Source organism: Uniformispora flossi (assembly GCF_049534875.1).
Lineage (GTDB): Bacteria > Actinomycetota > Actinomycetes > Streptomycetales > Streptomycetaceae > Yinghuangia > Yinghuangia aomiensis.
This window is the reverse complement of record NZ_JBMULZ010000008.1, coordinates 313,976-331,762: the sequence shown is the minus strand read 5'-3', so window position 1 is coordinate 331,762 and position 17,787 is coordinate 313,976. Positions and strand designations below refer to the sequence as shown.

17 protein-coding genes are annotated in these 17,787 nt (G+C 72.0%); 11 read left to right on the top strand and 6 right to left on the bottom strand.

Annotation, left to right across the window (positions count from 1 at the left end):
* Positions 1-217 precede the first annotated feature (217 nt).
* Positions 218-1,441, top strand: a complete 1,224-nt coding sequence (locus ACPA54_RS20465) for a D-alanyl-D-alanine carboxypeptidase family protein (RefSeq protein WP_423531771.1) — start codon at positions 218-220, stop codon at positions 1,439-1,441.
* Positions 1,442-1,451: 10 nt separating this feature from the next.
* Here the strand turns inward: ACPA54_RS20465 and ACPA54_RS20460 are convergent, their stop codons facing one another.
* On the bottom strand, positions 1,452-2,819 hold the full coding sequence (locus ACPA54_RS20460; protein ID WP_423531769.1) for an ABC transporter substrate-binding protein: 1,368 nt from the start codon (positions 2,817-2,819) through the stop codon (positions 1,452-1,454).
* 137 nt (positions 2,820-2,956) lie between these two features.
* Positions 2,957-3,532: an MTB12 C-terminal domain-containing protein gene (locus tag ACPA54_RS20455; protein WP_423531767.1), complete on the bottom strand. Its 576-nt coding sequence runs from the start codon at positions 3,530-3,532 to the stop codon at positions 2,957-2,959.
* A gap of 366 nt (positions 3,533-3,898) precedes the next feature.
* Here ACPA54_RS20455 and ACPA54_RS20450 point away from each other — a divergent pair, with 366 nt between their 5' ends.
* The 4 genes from ACPA54_RS20450 to ACPA54_RS20435 are packed head-to-tail and all read left to right on the top strand — an operon-like array spanning position 3,899 to position 8,561.
* Positions 3,899-5,086: a hypothetical protein gene (locus tag ACPA54_RS20450; protein WP_423531765.1), complete on the top strand. Its 1,188-nt coding sequence runs from the start codon at positions 3,899-3,901 to the stop codon at positions 5,084-5,086.
* A 3-nt stretch (positions 5,087-5,089) separates the two neighbouring features.
* Positions 5,090-7,045, top strand: a complete 1,956-nt coding sequence (locus ACPA54_RS20445; protein ID WP_423531763.1) for a branched-chain amino acid ABC transporter permease — start codon at positions 5,090-5,092, stop codon at positions 7,043-7,045.
* The gene (locus ACPA54_RS20440; RefSeq protein WP_423531761.1) at positions 7,042-7,881 is read left to right on the top strand and encodes an ABC transporter ATP-binding protein; all 840 of its coding nucleotides are present in this window, start codon (positions 7,042-7,044) and stop codon (positions 7,879-7,881) included. The genes ACPA54_RS20445 and ACPA54_RS20440 overlap by 4 nt, the downstream gene beginning before the upstream one ends.
* On the top strand, positions 7,881-8,561 hold the full coding sequence (locus ACPA54_RS20435) for an ABC transporter ATP-binding protein (RefSeq protein WP_423531760.1): 681 nt from the start codon (positions 7,881-7,883) through the stop codon (positions 8,559-8,561). Before ACPA54_RS20440 ends, ACPA54_RS20435 begins: the two co-directional genes overlap by 1 nt.
* 13 nt (positions 8,562-8,574) lie before the next feature.
* Here the strand turns inward: ACPA54_RS20435 and ACPA54_RS20430 are convergent, their stop codons facing one another.
* On the bottom strand, positions 8,575-9,651 hold the full coding sequence (locus ACPA54_RS20430; RefSeq protein WP_423531811.1) for an amidohydrolase family protein: 1,077 nt from the start codon (positions 9,649-9,651) through the stop codon (positions 8,575-8,577).
* 125 nt (positions 9,652-9,776) lie between these two features.
* Positions 9,777-10,634: an exonuclease domain-containing protein gene (locus tag ACPA54_RS20425; RefSeq protein WP_423531758.1), complete on the bottom strand. Its 858-nt coding sequence runs from the start codon at positions 10,632-10,634 to the stop codon at positions 9,777-9,779.
* A 264-nt stretch (positions 10,635-10,898) separates the two neighbouring features.
* Here ACPA54_RS20425 and ACPA54_RS20420 point away from each other — a divergent pair, with 264 nt between their 5' ends.
* The 3 genes from ACPA54_RS20420 to ACPA54_RS20410 all read left to right on the top strand — a co-directional run bounded on the left by ACPA54_RS20420 (position 10,899) and on the right by ACPA54_RS20410 (position 13,932).
* Entirely contained in the window at positions 10,899-12,101 is a 1,203-nt protein-coding gene (locus ACPA54_RS20420) for a hypothetical protein (RefSeq protein ID WP_423531756.1), read from the top strand.
* A gap of 99 nt (positions 12,102-12,200) precedes the next feature.
* Complete coding sequence (locus tag ACPA54_RS20415; RefSeq protein ID WP_423531809.1) at positions 12,201-13,484, top strand: MFS transporter; 1,284 nt, start codon at positions 12,201-12,203, stop codon at positions 13,482-13,484.
* Positions 13,485-13,530: 46 nt separating this feature from the next.
* The gene (locus ACPA54_RS20410; protein ID WP_423531754.1) at positions 13,531-13,932 is read left to right on the top strand and encodes a nuclear transport factor 2 family protein; all 402 of its coding nucleotides are present in this window, start codon (positions 13,531-13,533) and stop codon (positions 13,930-13,932) included.
* 47 nt (positions 13,933-13,979) lie between these two features.
* On the opposite strand, the gene ACPA54_RS20405 is transcribed toward ACPA54_RS20410, so the two are convergent.
* Both ACPA54_RS20405 and ACPA54_RS20400 read right to left on the bottom strand, forming a co-directional pair.
* On the bottom strand, positions 13,980-14,249 hold the full coding sequence (locus tag ACPA54_RS20405) for a DUF1876 domain-containing protein (RefSeq protein ID WP_423531752.1): 270 nt from the start codon (positions 14,247-14,249) through the stop codon (positions 13,980-13,982).
* Between the two features lie 73 nt (positions 14,250-14,322).
* Positions 14,323-15,090 carry a GntR family transcriptional regulator gene (locus ACPA54_RS20400; protein WP_423531750.1) on the bottom strand — a complete coding sequence of 256 codons (768 nt, stop codon included), beginning with the start codon at positions 15,088-15,090 and terminating at the stop codon, positions 14,323-14,325.
* Positions 15,091-15,215: 125 nt separating this feature from the next.
* Between ACPA54_RS20400 and ACPA54_RS20395 the strand changes: the two genes are divergently transcribed.
* The 3 genes from ACPA54_RS20395 to ACPA54_RS20385 all read left to right on the top strand — a co-directional run bounded on the left by ACPA54_RS20395 (position 15,216) and on the right by ACPA54_RS20385 (position 17,483).
* Entirely contained in the window at positions 15,216-15,599 is a 384-nt protein-coding gene (locus tag ACPA54_RS20395; RefSeq protein WP_423531748.1) for an ATP-binding protein, read from the top strand.
* A gap of 88 nt (positions 15,600-15,687) precedes the next feature.
* On the top strand, positions 15,688-16,665 hold the full coding sequence (locus tag ACPA54_RS20390; protein ID WP_423531746.1) for an LLM class flavin-dependent oxidoreductase: 978 nt from the start codon (positions 15,688-15,690) through the stop codon (positions 16,663-16,665).
* Positions 16,662-17,483 (top strand): SDR family NAD(P)-dependent oxidoreductase, encoded by an 822-nt coding sequence (locus ACPA54_RS20385; protein ID WP_423531744.1) that lies wholly within the window; start codon positions 16,662-16,664, stop codon positions 17,481-17,483. The genes ACPA54_RS20390 and ACPA54_RS20385 overlap by 4 nt, the downstream gene beginning before the upstream one ends.
* The last annotated feature ends 304 nt before the right edge of the window (positions 17,484-17,787 follow it).

Sequence of the window (17,787 nt, the reverse complement as noted above, 5' to 3'; positions counted from 1 at the left end):
CGGTGCGCGGACCGGGGCCTCCCGTTTCGGCCCCCAGGGTACGCACGTGCCACCCGGCCCTGGCCAGCACCACCGCTTTGTCGACATGTGCGGGTATGTCATGCGTGCCCGCCGCGTTGCACGAGTTCCGCGTGGGAAATGCCATACGTCCGCGAACCGGATTCCGGCCGCGCGCGTCCAGGTCATACGACATGATCCGGCGGGGAGGAATTCGACGGTGAATCAGATACCAGAGGACCGCCGCGGGGCGGACGACCCGGCGGGCGCGGGGGTGCCGCGCCATCGCGTGGACTCGCGTGCACCCGGATATCCGCAGGCGGCGTACTCGGATGCCGCGCAGTACCTGGACAACGCGTGGCGGGAGAGCAGCGGCCAGGGACCGGCGGTGAACCCGCACGAGATCCCGACGCAGGTGGTCCCGGTGCAGTCGGCGCCGGTGCAGACCGCGCAGTCCGCGCCGGTGCCGCCGGCTGCGGCGCAGCCGAGCCCTGCGCCGGCCGCTCCCGGCCCCGGGGCAGCTGCCGGTGCGGGTGCCGAGACCGTCGCGCAGCCTTTCCCGCCCGCGGATCCGCGGTCCGCCCCCGCGGCGCACCCGGCGGCTGCCGGCGTGCCCGGGCCGCGCGGTGCGGCCGACGCGAACCCGGTCGACCTGGGCGCGTACGCGATGTCTCCGGCGGCCGCGGCCGGCGGGGGTGCCCCGTCCGGGCCCGGCGCCTTCCCCGCGGCGCCCGAGGCGGATCGGCCGCGGGGCCGACGCAAGATGATCGCGGTGTGGAGCGTGGTGAGCGCCGTGGCGCTCGTGGGCGCGGGCCTGGTGGCCGTGAAGTCCATGAAGAGCGACAAGGACCACAACTCGGCGTCGTCGGCATCGCCGACCGCGACGATCCAGGCGGCGCCGCCTTCGGCGCCCGCGACCAGCGCCGGTCCGACGTCCGCGCCGCCGTCCACCTCCCCGACGGCGAGCACGACCGGCAAGTCCACCAAGTCGCCGACGGCCACGTCCACGACCAAGAAGCCGAAGACCGGCACGGACGACGACGGGGACGGCATCACCGACGACCCGGGCGCGACCGACCCGAACCAGCTGTCCGGTGCCGCGCGCACCGCCTACCAGCAGGCGAAGACGGCCATGGCGGCGAACGGCATCACCCTGACGCTGACGTCCGGCAAGCGGTCGTTCCAGCACCAGCAGGACCTGTGGGACCAGGAAGTCCGCGACACCGGCTCGACGGCCGCGGCCCGCAACCGGGTCCTGCCGCCCGGGGAGTCGTCCCATGTGCAGGGCATCGCGATCGACATCAACGTCGCGGCGCAGGCGTGGATGAAGAGCAAGGGCTCGCAGTACGGCTGGTGCCAGATCTACGCGAACGAAGCCTGGCACTTCGAGTACCGCGCGTCGTACAAGACGAGCGGCTGCCCGACGCTCAAGCCGCACCCGTAGGCGGCGCGGTTCAGGGTTTGTAGGGCAAGGACGGCACGACGAAGCAGTTCGCGTCCATGTCCGGCACCTGGTCGACCCAGCCGCCCTGCCCGCCGTTCGCGCTGTCCTGCCAGCGCACGACGTTGAGGCAGGCCTTGGCGGGTGCCGCGGCCTGTTCGGCGGTCTGCGGGTTGAAGTTGACCGGGATCAGCAGCCCGTGGGCGTCGTAGCCTTCGGGCCTGTTGACGAACTGCTCGACGCACTTGCGGGTGACGTCCGCGCCGCACGAGCCGATCGCGTCGGTGAGCCACTGTGCGGACGCCCAGCCTTCCAGCGCCCACTGCGACATCTGTCCGGCCCGGTCGGGGAAGTACTTGGCCATCGCGTTGCGGAAGTCGGCGACCGCCGGGTTCTGCACGTCCTCGTAGTTGCGGCTGCCGCCGGTCACCTGGATGGAGTTGCGGCAGGTCGGCGAGTCCTTGAAGTCGGTGCCGACGGTCGCGTTCTGGTTCTGCACGGTCGACACCTTGGCCTGCACCTTGAGCCCGGCGCCGTCCATCGATTTGCACAGCTGCGCGTTTCCGCGCGTGTCGATCGCGTCGAAGACGATGTCCACGCCGCGGTTGCGCATGTCGATGACGGCCGCGTCGAAGTTGGGCAGCGCGAAGTCGAGCTGCTTGTCGACGATGGTGTAGCCCTCGGCCTTGAGGCCGTCCTTGATGGTCTGGGCGAAGCGCGCCGAGTCGGCCTGGTTGTACGAGACGACGGCGGCGGTGCGGGCGCCCAGGCGCTCCTTGAAGTACCGGTAGACCGACGTGTTCTGGTACAGCGTGCCGTCCCAGCCGACGGTGCCGTTCCGCGGGGCGCTCGACCCGTACAGGCTGTACAGGTGCTGGTAGGTGTCGTAGGCGTTGCCGATCGGGATGCCGCCGACGTCGGGGACGCCCTTGGAGCTGACGAAGGGCGCGCCGTCGTACTTGTAGATGCTGTTGCCGGCGAACGCGAACACCTTCTCGTCGTCGATCAGCTTGCGCGCGCACTTCTGGTTCTGGAAACCGACGCCCTCGTCGTCGCACGGCACGACGGTGACCTTGCGGCCGTTGATGCCGCCCTTGTCGTTGAGGGCCTGGAAGAACGCCTGCGCGCCGTACATCGGCCCGGAGAAGGTGTCCTTGCCGAGCAGCCCGGACGACGTGTCGATCATCCCGATTTTGATCTCGGTCGGAGTAACGCCGACGTCCGAGGCCTTGTTGGCCGCTCCCCCGGCCGGCGCCCCGCCGCCCGCGGGGGCGTTGCTCGGCACGAAGTCCCTTTCCGGCACGCGTGATCCGCAGCCGGCGGCGAGCAGCACGGCGCAGAGGACCGCGACGGGGGCGGCAGTACGGCGTGTGCGGCGCATCGGAGTTCCTTCCGGCGGGGCTGGGCGTCGGGTGGTGCGGATGTACCCAGCAAAACGCACGAAGGCCGCGGCTGCACATGCGGAGGATGTGCAGCCGCGGCCGATTCACTTCGTGACGCCCTGGCGGCGCGGGTGCGTCAGTAGCCGGCGCACTCCGCGGCCGGGGGGACCTGCGCGTATCCGGCCAGCGTGCAAACGGTCTTGCCGCCGACCTTCCACGTGCCGTTCTGCTTCACGACGTTGCCGTCGATCGGCGGCACGGCGCCGGGGGCGCCGCCGAGCAGGATGTCGAAGTTGACCGTGCCCTTGTCGCCGTCGATCTTGACGTCGTTCGTCTTGATGCTGACCGAGCTGACCAGCTGGCTCGACAGCATGGCGTCGAGCATCGTGTTCAGCTTGTCGGCGTCCTGGATGAGCGCCTTGCGCTCGGCGACGGTCGCCTTCGGGTCGAGCACCTTCTGGTAGGCCGCGGCTGCCGCCTTCTGGTCGGCGGTGAACGTCGCCGAGTTGACGGCGGCCGGAGCCGAGGCGGGGGCGGAGGTCGGCGCGGCCGGGGCGCCCGTGGTGGCCGCGGGGGTCTGGGCAGCCGGCGCGGACGGCGAGTTGCTCGCCTTGCTCTCGTCCTTCTTGTCGTCGCCGCAGCCCGCGAGCGCGAGGACACCGGCGACGGGAAGAACCGCCCACGCCATACGGCGAGCACCTATGTTGCGCATGGTTCACACCATCCGTTCCCGCCGGGGAATCCGGCGTAGATCACAGAAGTCGACTCGGAGCGTACGGCACCCTACCGGCTGGTCACATGCCGACCGTGCGGACCGGGGGCAACCCGTGACCGAACCTCTATCCGCGGGCGGCTTCCGGCATGCCGCCCGCGCCGACCGGATATCGGATCCCGGGGTGCCGTCCCTCCCGCAGCGACTTCCCGGCCGATCGGGGCCGGGAAACGCGGGTGTTCCGTTTCGACCGCAACTAACCTGGACGAGACCCCGGCCGACCGCATCCGAAGCCTTGCGGAACGCGGGGCGCCCGTACGGGTGACGGCGGCGGACGACAGCGACGGCGGACAGGTGAGGCGGCCGGTGGAGCGATCGGAAAGACCGCGCTGGGACGGCGATGTGCGTGCGGCCGTCCGGGTGTACGGCGGCTGGTTCGTCGCGCTCGTCGGCGGACTCCTGTGCGCCATCGGCTGGTACGGCGTCTCGGGCGAGAAGTACGAGGCCCGGCAGATCCCGTACCTGGCGTCGGCGTCGATCCCCGGAGCGGCGCTGATCATCGCGGGTGCGGTGCTGATCGCGGCACGGTCGCGGGGCTCGGACGCGGAGCTGCGGCAGCGGGTGGCGGAGCTGCACGGGTTGCTGGTCGAGGTCCCGGAGGGCGGTGCGACAACCGGTGGTGAGGCGGCCCCGACGGACGACGACACGGCCGCAGAAGACCCCGCCAAGCCGACTGCGGCGGCCGGTGCGACCGGCGGGGTCGGCGCGGCCACGGCAGGCGGCCCGGCGCGGCCCGCCACGGAGTCGCCCGCGCCGGAAGCCTCCTGGCTCGCTGTCCCCGACGGCGCCCGCTACCACCGTCCCGACTGCACCTTGGTGGCCGGCAAACCGGCGGCCTACCCGGTCACCCGCGCGGAAGCCGCCGAACGGGGCCTCCGCCCCTGCCCGTTGTGCGACCCGGGCGACCTGGGCCCCGCCGAGCCGACGCCGGATGCCCCGGACGGAGCGCCCTCCTCGGACCCGGAGACGTCACCCGGCACCGCCCCGGTGCCCCCGACCGACCCGGCGCCCACGACGCCGGACGAGCCGGGCGCCTCCCCCGCTTCCGGCCCCGCCGCGCACGCGTCCGTTGCCTCGGGCGCCACCCCGGCCGCCCCCGACACGCCCAAGCCGGTCCGGCAGCCGACAAACCACCCGTCCGGCCGCACGCGAATGGACGCACCACGGTGGACGCCCGAGGACGCCAGCCGGCCGCACCCCGTCGCGCCGGAGCCCGCGGGCAGCGCCCGGGAATCCGTCACCCTCCGTATCGCCGACGCGCGTCGAACGGCCCCGAAAAACCCACGCCATGCACCGCAGGCCGTGGCGTGCTGCCCCTTCGCCGCCGCAACCCCCCTCCGGCACATGCCGCGCCGGACGGTCTCCGCGGCCGTCCCCCCGATCCGGAGCCGCGAGAGGGGCGACTCGCAGCCGGCCTCGCCCGCCCGCGTCCCTCGGCTTTCGGCGCCGACCTGCCCCGTCGCCGTCAGCCTCTCCCCCACCCCGGCCCCCTGACCGATGCTCACCATCGACCTCGCGCTGGCCGGTCTCGGTGTCGGTGCCATTGCCGCGCTCGCCGCCGTCGGGCTGATCACGTCGTACCGGGCGACCGGGGTGTTCAACCTCGGGTTCGGGGCGTTGGCGATGCTCATCGCGTATCTGCTGTGGCAGCAGGTGCGGGTGTGGTCGTGGCCGGTGGTGCCCGCGGCGTTGTTCGACGTGTTCGTGGTGGCGCCGCTGTTCGGGCTGCTGCTGGACCGGTTCGTGTTCCGCGGGCTGCAGCGGCGCGGGGCAGGGCCGGCCGAGATGCTGGCGGCGTCGCTGGGCGTCCTCGTCATGCTGCTCGGCATTGCGATCCTCACCTGGGGCACCGAATCGCGCCTCGACCCGCCCACGCTGTTCCCCGCCGGCACCGTCGAGCTGTGGGACGGTGCCACCGTCTCCGAGTCCGCGCTCGCCGAACTCGGCGTGGTCGTCGGCATCGCCCTCGTCGTCGCCGTCGTCACCCGGTACACCCGCTTCGGTGCCGACCTGCGGGCCGTCGTCGACCGCCGCGAGCTGGCCGAGCTGACGGGCGTGGCCGCCGACCGGGTGTCGGCGGTCGGGTGGGCGTTCGGGTCGATGCTCGCCGGGCTGACCGGCATCCTGCTGGCGCCGCATCTGCGCCTCGACCCGTTCGGCCTCACGCTGTTGGTGCTGGAGACGATCGGCGTCGCGGTCGCCGCGCGGCTGGCGAGTCTGCCGGTGGCGATCCTGGTCGCGGTGGCGATCGGTGTGGGGCAGAGCGAGCTGACCCGGGTGCAGCTGGAAGGCCGCGCGCAGAACATGCTGCAGGCGTTGCAGTCGAACCTGTTCGTGGTGGTGCTGCTCCTGGCGCTGCTGCTGCTTCCGCGCATGGTGGAGGTCGGCGAGCGCGGGACGTACATGCGGATCCCGGCGGGCAACGGGGCGCGGCTGCCCGCCTTGTGGTGGCTGCCCTATCCGGTGCTGCTCGCGGTTCCGCTGGTGCTGAGCACCGAGCACCTGCAGTCGGCGCAGCAGGTGCCCGCCTTGGCGATCGTCTTCGTGTCGCTGGTGATCGTCACCGGGTTCGCCGGGCAGGTGTCGCTCGGCCAGGCCGGGTATGCCGGGCTGGGTGCGTTGATCGCGGCGTCCCTCATGAGCGGGAAGTTCTTCGGGTTCGGCGAGGTGCCGGGGCTGCTCGCGCTGCTGCTGGGGGCGCTGCTGGTGATCCCGGTCGGGCTGGTGACGGGGTGGCCGGCGATCCGGCGGCGCGGGCTGGCGTTGGCGTTGAGCACGTTCGCGGTGGCGGCGGTGGTGAGCCGGTTCGTGTTCGCGCAGCCGATCTTCACCACCGGGTTGCGGCTGGACCATCCGTGGCCGTTCGAGGGCGAACATGCTTTCTATGTCCTGGAGTTGATGTGCCTCGGGCTGACGCTGCTGCTGGTCCGGCGGCTGCACGCGGGGCGGCTGGGCCGCATGCTGATCGCGATGCGGGACAGCGAAGGCGGCGCTGCGGCGTCCGGGATCGACGTGCCGGGGCTGAAGGTGTTCGTGTTCGCGGTGAGTGCCGGCGTGGCGGCGCTCGGCGGGGCGCTGCTCGGCATGTCCGGACGTGCGTTCGACGCGCAGACGTTCGATCCGATCCAGGGCCTCATCTGGTTCGCCGCCGTCGTGGTGTTCGGCGTGGACAGCGCGGCGGGTGCGGTGCTGGCCGCCGCGCTCATCGTCGGTTTGGACAGCGGGACGCAACAGGGCGTGTCGGTGATCGTAGTCGGCGCGGGCGCGATCCTGCTGTCCCGCATGCCGGGCGGTGCCCTGGCGACGGCGCGGCGCGTGCTGGTCCCCGCCCTCGCCCCGCCGGAACCGGCGGCCGACACGCCCCGGTCCACCGCCCGCCTCACCCCGGCGGGCCGCGCCGTGCGTGCCCGGGTCCACGGGGACCGCGAAGCCCGTCCCGGAGCCCTCCGATGAGCCCCCGCCACGTCGTCCCGGCCGCCACCGAGGCACCGCCCGGTCCCGATGTGCTCACCGCGCACGGCCTCGTGCGGCACTTCGGCGGACTGCGTGCCGTCGACGGGGTCGACCTGACCGTGCCGCCGCGGCAGGTGACCGCGGTGATCGGGCCGAACGGTGCGGGCAAGAGCACGCTGTTCCACTGCCTGGCAGGCGCGCAGCGGCCGGACGAGGGCCGGATCCGGTTCCGCGGCCGGGACATCACCCGCCTGCCGGACCACCGGCGGGCGAGGCTCGGCATCGCGCGGACGTTCCAGGTCGTCTCGGTGTTCCCGAGCCTGACCGTCGCGGACAACCTGCGGGTCGGCGCGGAGAACCGTGCGGGCGCGAGCGCCGCGGCCCGGCTGCTGGGCTTGCCGGACCCGGCCGGCGGGCGTACCCGCCAGGCCGTCGAACGGGCCTTGGAGCTGGCCGAGTTGACGGACGTCGCCGACGTCCCGGCCGGGCGCCTGCCGACCGGCACGCTGCGCCTGGTCGAGTTGGGCCGCGCGTTGGCCGCCGACCCGTCGGTGCTGCTCCTCGACGAGCCCGCCAGCGGCCTGGACGACGCCGAGACGGCCCGGATGCGGGCGCTGCTGCGCCGCCTGGCCGGCGAAGGCCTCGCGGTCCTGCTGGTCGAACACGACATGGAACTCGTCTTCGGGGTCGCGGACACGGTGTACGTGATGGCGGCCGGCCGCGTCGTCGCGTCCGGCACCCCGGACGCGGTCCGCGACGACCCGGCGGCCCGCGCCGCGTACCTCGACCCGCTGGCGGGCGACGGCGAGCCCGCGCCCGGCCCCGGGGGGTCCTGATGCCGGCCGCGCTCACGGTCCGCGGGCTGCGGGTCCGCTACGGCCCCGTCGAGGCCCTGCACGGTGTCGACATGGCGTTCCCGGACGGCGCCGTCACCGCCCTCCTCGGCCGGAACGGCGCAGGCCGCTCCACGCTGCTTCGCACGATCGCCGGACTGCTCCCCGCCGCGGCCGGGCACCTCGACTGGCGCGGCCGCGACATCACCGGCTGGACCGCGTCCGAACGGGCCCGCGCGGGGCTGGCGTTGATCCCGGATGGGCACGGCGTGTTCGGCGGGCTGCCGGTGCGCGACAACCTGCGCGTGTTCGCCGGGACCGGCCCGATCGACCCGGCGCTCGACGCGTTCCCGGTGCTGCGGCAGCGGTTGGGGCAGCGCGCGGGCACGCTGTCCGGCGGCGAGCAGCAGATGCTGGCGGTCGCCCGTGCGATCCTGCGCCCGTCCCGGCTGCTGCTCCTGGACGAGCTGAGCCAGGGCCTCGCCCCGCGCGTGGTCGCGCAGTTGTACGAGGTCGTCACCGCACTCGCCGCCGACCACCGCACGGTGGTCCTGGTCGAGCAGTACGCGGGCGAGGCGCTCCGGCGGGCGGACGTGGCGTACGTCCTGCGCCGCGGCCGGGTCGCGTTCGCCGGCGAACCGGCCGAACTCCTCGCGGCAGGCCACCCCTCGGTGTTCGACTGATGCCGCCGAGCCGCTAGCGGCGGACTCCGCGCAGCACCACCGCGCGTGGTGCCAGCAGTGCGGCGACGTCCTCGCGCGGGTCGCTGTCGTACACGACGAAGTCGGCCTCGGCGCCTTCGGTGAGGCCGTCGCGGCCCAGCCAGGCCCGGGCCGACCAGGTGGCGGCGGACAGTGCGGCGGTGACGGGCAGCCCGGCGCGGACGAGTTCGGCGACCTCGTGGCCGACCAGGCCGTGCGGCAGCGAGCCGCCCGCGTCGGTGCCGACGTACACCGGGATCCCCGCGTCGTAGGCGGCGCGGACGGTCTCGTAGCGGCGGGCGTGCAGGTCCCGCATGTGCGCCGCATAGCCGGGGAACTTCGCGTCGGCTCCGTCCGCGATCGACGGGAAGGTGGCGATGTTGACCAGCGTCGGCACGATGGCCACGCCGCGGGCGGCGAACTCGGGGATCAACTCCTCGGTCAGCCCGGTCGCGTGTTCGATGCAGTCGATTCCTGCGTGGATCAGGTCGGGCAGGGATTCCTCGGAGAAGCAGTGCGCGGTGACCCGGGCACCGGCCGCGTGGGCGGCGTCGATGGCTTCCTTGAGGGCGTCGTACGGCCAGCACGGTGCGAGGTCGCCGCGTTCGCGGTCGATCCAGTCGCCGACCAGCTTGACCCAGCCGTCGCCGCGCCGGGCTTCCTGCACCACGTAGGCGGTCAGGTCGCCCGGTTCGATCTCGTGCGCGTAGTTGCGGATGTAGCGGCGCGGGCGGGCGAGGTGGCGGCCGGCCCGGATGAGGCGCGGCAGGTCCTCGCGGCCGTCGACCCAGCGGGTGTCGCTCGGGGATCCGGCGTCGCGGAGCAGCAGCGCGCCCGCGTCGCGGTCGGTGACGGCCTGGGCTTCGGCGGTGTCGTGGTCGACCGCGCCGTGCGCGTCGAGGCCGACGTGGCAGTGCGCGTCGACGAGGCCGGGGAGCACCCAGCCGCGCAGGGTCTCCGCGCGGTCGGCGCTGTAGCGGGGCCGGTCGAAGGTGATGCGTCCGTCGAGCACCCACAGTTCGTCGCGGACGTCGTCGGGGCCGACGAGGATGCGGCCTTCGACGTGCAGGATCTCGCTCACACCCGTACCTCGGCTTTCCCGTGCGACCGAACGCCGCGGTGTCGCGGCGGTCCGGCCCGGATCGTACTGGCGTACCCGGAAGCCTGCCCGGGCAGTCCCGGGGGCCTCCGGCGTTTTCACCCGGCTGCGCCTGCCGGGATCACCGGCCACTCGCCCGCGATGTGTTCGCCGTGCCCGGGGCGGGTGCGGTCCAGGTAGGCCTGGAACGACGCGGCCTGCTCGGCGGCCCACGCGCGCTGGTCGTTGTGCAGGGTATGAATGTCGGTGGCGGCCAACTTCGGGTAGCGCGCGCCGAGTTCCTGGGCGAGTCGGAGGCAAGCGGCGGCGTCACCGGTCGCGGTGTGCGCGTCGGCGAGGGCTACGCCGTAGAACGCGCTGGTCGCTTCCAGAGTGCGCTTGCCGCGCCGGAAGCGGTCGAGCTGCTTGTCGATGATCAGCGGGTCGACGATCGGCCCGATCGCCGGAACGCGCTCGGCGAGCGGGCGCAGGCCGTGACGGCGGAGTTCGGCTTCCAGCAGGGTGAGGTCGAAGACCGCGTTGTAGACGGCGACCGGCGTGCCTGCCGCGAGGTAGCCGGCCAGCACCTGGGCGATCTCCTCGGCGCACTCCTTGGCGGGACGCCCGTGAGCACGCGCGTGCTCGGTGGAGATCCCGTGCACCTGGGTCGCCCCCTCCGGGATCTCCCGGTCGCCGGGGTGCACCAGCCACGTGTGGCCGACGCCTTCGGCATCGCAGATGGCCGCGGTCACGATGAAGTCGGTGGCCGGGTCGACGCCGGAGGTCTCCAGGTCGAACGCGGCCAACGGACCGCGGTGCCAACCCGCGTGCGTGCCGGCGGCGGGCGCGGCGGGCTTGGGTTCGCAGTCCCGGCAGTACGTGGTCCATGCGCCGTCGAGACGCGTCAACACACCCTCGCCGGGCGCGACGTACGTCGAGCAGGTGGCACAAGCTGCGCCGTATCGGTTGGTGGCCACAGGCGGGAGCACCTCGTTCTTACGTCTTGACCCACGTCGAATAATCCCTGGACACGGTGTGTCAGGTGGAATCCACGCTACGCGCCCGCTACGACGCACAACATCAACTACGCCTCTTCAGTCCCATAAGACCCACTCGGCACAGCGCCGATTCCGGTGGCCCGGATGCGCGATCTCCCGGCGGTGGAGGGGGACTCCTCGCGGTGGGGCATGCCGCGGTGCCAGGATGTGCGCGTGCGCGTACTGCTCAGCGACGGTTCCGGTGTGACGTCACGTCAGGTCGCCTTGCTGCTCGGCCATGCCGGGCACGAGGTCGAGGTGTTCGGTGCGGTGGGCGGCCCCGCCCAAGTGCGGCCTGCCCCGAACGTGGCCCGCGCGCACCCCGCGCCCGCGTTCGCGGCCGACCCGTGGGGGTGGCTGGACGCCCTGGAGACGACGGTGCGAACCGAAGGCCACGACGTGGTGGTGCCGTTCGGCGCCCACGCCGCGGTCGTCTCGCGCAGCGGCGAGGGCACGGGCGCGCTCAAGGGCCGCATAGCGGTACCGCGCTATCCCGCCCTCGAACGCGTCCTCGACAAGGTCTCCGCAGCCGCCACCCTCACCGAGATCGGCCTACCGCAGCCCGAAGCGCTGGTCGTCCGCTCCGCCGAGGCGCTGCGCCAAGCAGCCGACCCCCCGCTGTACGTCAAACGCCCGGTCGGCGCCCCCGCGCCCCGGATCCGCCTCCGCGAAGAACTCCTGCGCCTGGCCGACGAACTCGACGCCGAAGGCGCGTTCGCCGACCGCGGCCGGGTCCTGCTCCAACACCCGGCCCAGGGCCCGATGGTGACGGCCCAGTCCGTCTTCGACAACGGCCGCCTCGTCGCCGTGCACGCCTACCGGCACCTCACCCCCGGCGGAACCGCCAAACAGGGATTGGCACTTCCCCTCCTCAACGAACACATCACCCTGCTCGGCGCCCACATCGGCTGGCACGGCGCGCTGTCGATGGACGGGATCCTGACCGCCGACGGCCCCGTGTGGATCGGCGTCGACCCCTACCTGACCGACCCGACGAACGCCGCCCGCTCCGGCGTCGACCTGGTCGGCGCCCTCCTCGCGGTGGCCCGCGGCGAAGCCCCCGCCGCCCAGAAGCCCGGCGAACCCGATGCCCACACCCACCAGTTCGCGGGCGCCCTCCGTGAAGCCGCCGTCTCCGGTCGCCTCGCCGTCCTCCGCGAGCTCTGGAACGCCACCTTCCGCCGCGGCGCCTACCACCACAGCACCGAGGAACTCCTCAGCCCTCTGACCGAACCCCGCGCGATCCCCGCCTTCCTCGCCCTGTGCAGCACCCTCCTGGCCGCCCCCGCGTGGTCCCTCGCCCGTGCCCGGCGGACACCGCCCGCGCCCACCCTCACCGCCGGCACCTGGCACCAAATCCGCGCAGGCGCACCGCCGAAGAGCCTCCCGACCCCGTCGGCCACCTGAACACTCCCGCACCAGGGGTGACTTCAAGCCATCCGACTCGTTGTTCCGTGAGTGACCGAATCGACAAATACGCACGATGACGGCGAGCGCCCCGTCTCGATGCTGCGGATCGCCGCGGCATCCTTCTCCGGCACCGCCATCGAGTTCTACGACTTCTTCGTCTACGGCACCGCCGCGGCACTCGTGCTCGGGCCGCTGTTCTTCCCGTCCTTCTCCCCCGTGGCCGGCACCCTGGCCGCGTTCGCGACCTACGCGGTCGGGTTCGTGGCGCGCCCGCTGGGCTCGGTGCTTTTCGGCCACGTAGGCGACCGCTTCGGCAGGCGCCCGGTACTCATGCTGTCGTTGCTCATGACCGGCCTGGCGACGGTGCTGGTCGGGGCCCTGCCGACGTACCGGCAGATCGGTGTGGCGGCGCCGATCCTCCTGGTGACGCTGCGCTTCTTCCAAGGTCTGGGTGTCGGCGGCGAATGGGGCGGCGCCGTCCTCCTGGCCGCCGAGCACGCCCCCGCCAAACGCCGCGGCCTGTGGGCAAGCTTCCCGCAGACCGGCCCGGCCGTCGGATTCCTCCTCGCCAACGGCGTCATGCTCACCCTGTCCGCAACCCTGACGGACGACCAATTCGCCTCCTGGGGCTGGCGCATCCCCTTCTGGGCATCCGCGCTCCTGGTCGCCGCAGGGCTGATCCTCCGCACGTCCATGCACGAGACCCCGGCCTTCCGGGAGTTGGCGGAGACCCGCGAAACCGCCCGAGTCCCCCTAGCCGAAGTCTTCCGCGACCACTGGCGAACCGTCCTCCTCACCGCAGGAGCACTGGCCGTCGGTTATGCGGTCTTCTACACCGTCACCACCTGGGCCCTCCACCACGGCACCCACGAACTGGGCGTCGGACGCACGACCATGCTGCTCTGCATCATGATCGCCGTCGCCATCAAGGGCGTCTCGACCCCAGTCATCGCCATCCTCGGCGACCGCTACGGCCGCAAGCCCCTATGCGTCGCCGGCAGCGCCGCCATGCTCCTGTGGGCCTTCCCCCTGGTCGCCCTCCTCCAGACCGGCAAACCCGCCTACATGACGTTCGCCTTCACCATCGCCCTACTCGCGTTCATCACCATGTTCGCCGTGCTCGGCGCGTACCTGCCGGAACTGTACGAACCCCGGATCCGCTGCACCGGCGCATCCACCGCCTACAACCTCGGCGGCGTCCTGGGCGGCGCCCTGACCCCCATCGTGGCCACCGAACTCACCCGCGGTGACCGCACCCCCTGGGGCGTCGCCGGCTACCTGGCAATCCTCGGCTGCATCAGCACCGCCTGCTTCCTCGCCCTCCCGGAAACCAGGCCGGTCACCGTCGCGGCGGACCATCCCGCCAAGGCCCTGGCCTGAACCCGTTCCCCTTGCACTCTCCGGCGCGGGTCTCCACCATCCCGCCATGAGCAACGACAAGGAATCCCGCAACATCGCCACGCTGCGCGCCGCCCTTGCCGCAGTCGGTGACGTGGACGCACAGATGGCGCACTACGCCGACGACGCCGTCTTCGAGTTCCCCTATGCAAGCCCGCCCGGCCGCATCGAGGGCAAGCAGGTCATCGCCGAGTACCTCTCCGGCGCCCTGGCGATCTTCCGCATGAAACTCACGGTCACCGAGGTCTACCCGACCACCGACCCCGACACCGTCATCGCCGAGTTCCGCAGCGAAGGCACCGTGACCACCACGGGCAAGTCGTACGAGAACACCTACATCACCGTGATGCGCTTCCGCGACGGCCTGATCGTCTCCCAAAAGGAGTTCTACAACCCCAACGCCGCCGTCGAGGCCCTCAAGGCCGACTGACACAGGCCACCCGCCGGCCCCACGACCGGCGGGTGGCAGAAGCACCGTCACACAGACCTGAGCCACCGGATGCTCGACCCCGGCCCAAGCTCCGCCTCGGCCTTGGTCACCAGCTGCATCGCGATGTCGTTCAGCGCCCGCGCACCCGCGACTTCCTCACCCACCCGAAGCTGCGGTTCGTCCGAGTGATGACGACGGCACTGACCGTGCCCGCGCACCTCGGTTCCGTCCGGAAGCCGAACGAGCGCCGCAGCCATCGTCCGATCCCCGTCCTCCCGGAATTCCATTTCGACGTGCCAACCGACCAGCGTCTGCATGGGGTCCCACCTCCTGCCGGATCGCCGTCCCCATCCCTCCAGCCTGCGCCCACCCCACGCATGCGGCCACCGCTCAGCGAGAGCCGACGGGGAACTCGTAGACGACCTGGTAGCGCTCGGCCGGGATGACGATGTCGGCCGTCTCGACGGGACGCTCGGCGGTCCAGTACGTACGCTCGATCGTGATGACGGGGAGTCCCACCGCGATCCCAAGGCGTGTCGCCTCGGCGGTGAGCGCGGGCCGCGACCCGACAGCTTCCACAACCCGGACGATCTCGTGTCCGATCGACCGCATCCGGTCCACCACACCGTTCCCGGCCAGCGGACCATCCTCTGGCGCCAGCACGGGAGTGCCCCCGGTGACCGCCATCGGCTCCCACGACGCGGACAGCATCACCGGCTTCCCATCGGCCGTGAACGTGTAGTCAGTCCGCACACAGGGCTCCCCCGCCACGATCTCCAGCCTGAGCGCGACACTCTCCGGCGCCGGCACCCGGAACTCCGAAGCCGACTGCCAACCAGGCTCCTTGCCCTGCGCCCGAGTCTCGGCGGCGAACGGCGATCCACCCCGCGCATCGCGGTACCACGCCCGAACCAGCCGCTGCATGACTGCGGTGTCGCGGACGTAGGTGCCCGACCCGGGCCGCCCCTCGATGAGGCCTTCCGCGGTCAGCACACGCATCGCCTGCAGGCTGATGTTCGTCGAAACGCCGTACTCGTCAGCCAGTTGCGCTCGCGACGGCACCTTGGAGCCCGGTGGCAGCTCCCCGCCGAGGATCCGGCGCCGCAGATCGTCGGCGACGCGGACGTACGCGGGCGGCTCACCGAACACGGGTGCCATGAAACCCCCTTCGGGTCGACTCCGACGCAAGCAGCTTGACGAGCTGTCTAGTCAGCTTGCAAGCTGTGTACATAGCTTCACCCTATGCGTTCGATCGATCATCACAAGCAACACCGGGGGCAAGCATGGACGAAGCCGTCACCCTGCCGGGCACACCGCCGATGGTCGCAGCAGCCCGTGCCTACGTGGCCGCCCTCCTGGCGGGCACACCGCGCGCGGACGACGCGACGCTGATCACGTCCGAACTCGCCACCAACGCCGTCGCGCACACCCCCAGCGGCACCGAAGGCGAGTTCACCGTGCGCGTGGAAAGCAAATGCGCAGACGGCTGGTGCCGCATCAGCGTCGAGGATCAGGGCACGATCGGCTGGTCGCGCGCCGCAGTCGGCGACGAAGACGCGGAAAGCGGCCGGGGTTTGGCAATCGTGGCGGCATTGGCCGACCGATCCGGCCACCGCCGCAGCCCGCAGGGGACAGTCGCGTGGGCAGAACTGATCTGGGCTTCCTAGCACATTTCCCCACCCTGTTCATCGGTCAATGACGGCAGTACGCTCCGCGGAATCGGGTTCATGATCACGGGGGTGAGGGGAAGCTGCCTTGACCTCGACGCTCTCCGTTCCGTTCGCCGACGGATCCGTCTCCATGCGGTTGTATCCGCACAACGAGCTGGACGCCGCGGGCATCGCCCACCAACTCTGCGCACAAGCCGCGCTTGCCGCCGACTCCGGTTTCGACGGTGTCATGGTCAGCGAGCACCACGGCGGCTTCGCGGGCTACCTGCCCAACCCCCTGCAGACCGCAGGCTGGATGCTCGAGCACATGGCCACCGGCTGGGCCGCGGCGTGCCCCCTCCTCCTCCCCCTCCGCCCCGTGGCGATGCTGGCCGAGGAAGTCGCCTGGCTCGCCACCCGGCACCCCGGACGCGTAGGCCTCGGCGTCGCCCCCGGCGCCCTGGAACTCGACTTCCGCGTCATGGGCCTCACCAAAGACGACGCCATGCCGCGCTTCCGCGAAGGCCTCCCCCTCCTGGCCGCCATGCTCCGCGGCGAAGACCTGGGCGACCTGGCCGGCGACCGCGCCCTGGCCGCCCGCAAAACCGACCCGGTCCCCGTGGTCAGCACCGCGATGAGCCCCCCGGCAGTCCGCCGAGCCGCCAAATCCGGTGTAGGCATCCTCTACGACGGCGCGTCCAACCCCGACCGCCTCCGCCAGCTCACCGACGCCTACCTCGACGCCGGCGGCACCGGCCCCCGCATCATGATCCGCCGCGTCTGGCTCGGCGAACCCCCGCGCGCCGCCTTCGAGCAACAGCGCGACGTCTACGCCTCGTACACCCCCGCCGCCGCACAACGCCACTGGCGCGACACCGGCTTCGTCGTCCACGACGACCCGCAGTCCCTCGCCGAGGAACTCGCCGCAACCATGACGACCACCGGCGCCTCCTGCCTCAACCTGCGGATCCACGTCCCCGGCGTGGACCCCGACGCGGCACAGGACCAGATCCGCAACCTGGGCACGGACGTGCTCCCGCGCCTCCGCACCCTCCTCACCACCCAAAACGGAGCCACCACGTGATCACCGACCGACTGCGCCTCGACGGCCGCACCGTCATCGTCTCCGGCGCAGGCGGCGGCGGAATCGGCACATCCTGCGCCGCCGCCCTCGCCGAGGCCGGCGCCACCATCGTCGCCGTCGACCGGGACGCCCAGCGCCTCGCCGACCTCCCCGACACCTACGTCAAGGTCGAAGCCGACATCTTCACCCCGGAAGGCGTCCAGTCCGTCGTGGACGCCGCTCCCGCCCCGCTCCACGGCCTGGTCAACGTCGTCGGCGGCTCACTCCCCCCGCACTGGGCCCCCGCCCTCGACTACGCCCGCGACCAGTGGGACTCGTCCCTCGACCTCAACCTGCACCATGTGATGTTCCTGTCCCAGGCAGTGGCCAAGAAGCTCGTGGAACAGAACACCGGCGGCTCCATCACCACCATCGCCTCCACCGGCGGCGTCGTCGCCGCCCCCTTCCACGTCGCCTACGGAACCGCCAAGGCCGCAGTCCTGGGCCTCACCCGCACCCTCGCCCTCGAATGGGGCCAGTACGGCATCCGCGTCAACGCCGTGGCCGCCGGCTCCATCACCACCCCCCGGGCCACCAAAACCGTGCAGGACCCCGCCCTGAGCAAGCGAGGCGTCCCCCTGGGCCGCCGCGGCACCCCCGACGACATCGCCGCCGCCGTCCTCTTCCTCATCTCGGACCTGTCCGCCTACACCACAGGCGCCGTCCTCCCCGTGGAAGGCGGCGCCCTCCAACGCATCGCCCTCTTCGACGACGACAACGTCCCGGTCCACGTCACGAACCCCGACATCCTCGGGCGAATCAAGGGCAGCAACGCCTAATAACTTTCCACAAAGCAATTCTCAAAACAGCTATGCCTTGCCGCACCACGCACCACGCACCAACGCAGGCAGGCCGAAATGACGGGTCACTGGGCATCCACTCCCCCGCGGCCCGCCCACAGCTGCGAACCGGCGCCGAAGAACCGTTGTCAAATCCCCCCAACGCACTGCCCCGCATGCGGGCAACTCACAAAAACGAGCGGGGATTTGACAACGGTTCTTCGGCGCCCACAATGACAAAAAGGGAGGGCCGCGGGCATACGCCCCTCAGGCCCCCCACCCCCTCGCTCCCGACCCCACGGGC

Coding starts and splice junctions, on each gene's coding strand:
- ACPA54_RS20405 (WP_423531752.1), bottom strand. CDS start 14,249: ATGCAGACGCTGGTCGGTTGGCACGTCGAAATGGAATTCCGGGAGGAC.
- ACPA54_RS20455 (WP_423531767.1), bottom strand. CDS start 3,532: ATGCGCAACATAGGTGCTCGCCGTATGGCGTGGGCGGTTCTTCCCGTC.
- ACPA54_RS20395 (WP_423531748.1), top strand. CDS start 15,216: ATGGACGAAGCCGTCACCCTGCCGGGCACACCGCCGATGGTCGCAGCA.
- ACPA54_RS20415 (WP_423531809.1), top strand. CDS start 12,201: ATGCTGCGGATCGCCGCGGCATCCTTCTCCGGCACCGCCATCGAGTTC.
- ACPA54_RS20400 (WP_423531750.1), bottom strand. CDS start 15,090: ATGGCACCCGTGTTCGGTGAGCCGCCCGCGTACGTCCGCGTCGCCGAC.
- ACPA54_RS20410 (WP_423531754.1), top strand. CDS start 13,531: ATGAGCAACGACAAGGAATCCCGCAACATCGCCACGCTGCGCGCCGCC.
- ACPA54_RS20460 (WP_423531769.1), bottom strand. CDS start 2,819: ATGCGCCGCACACGCCGTACTGCCGCCCCCGTCGCGGTCCTCTGCGCC.
- ACPA54_RS20435 (WP_423531760.1), top strand. CDS start 7,881: ATGCCGGCCGCGCTCACGGTCCGCGGGCTGCGGGTCCGCTACGGCCCC.
- ACPA54_RS20440 (WP_423531761.1), top strand. CDS start 7,042: ATGAGCCCCCGCCACGTCGTCCCGGCCGCCACCGAGGCACCGCCCGGT.
- ACPA54_RS20445 (WP_423531763.1), top strand. CDS start 5,090: ATGCTCACCATCGACCTCGCGCTGGCCGGTCTCGGTGTCGGTGCCATT.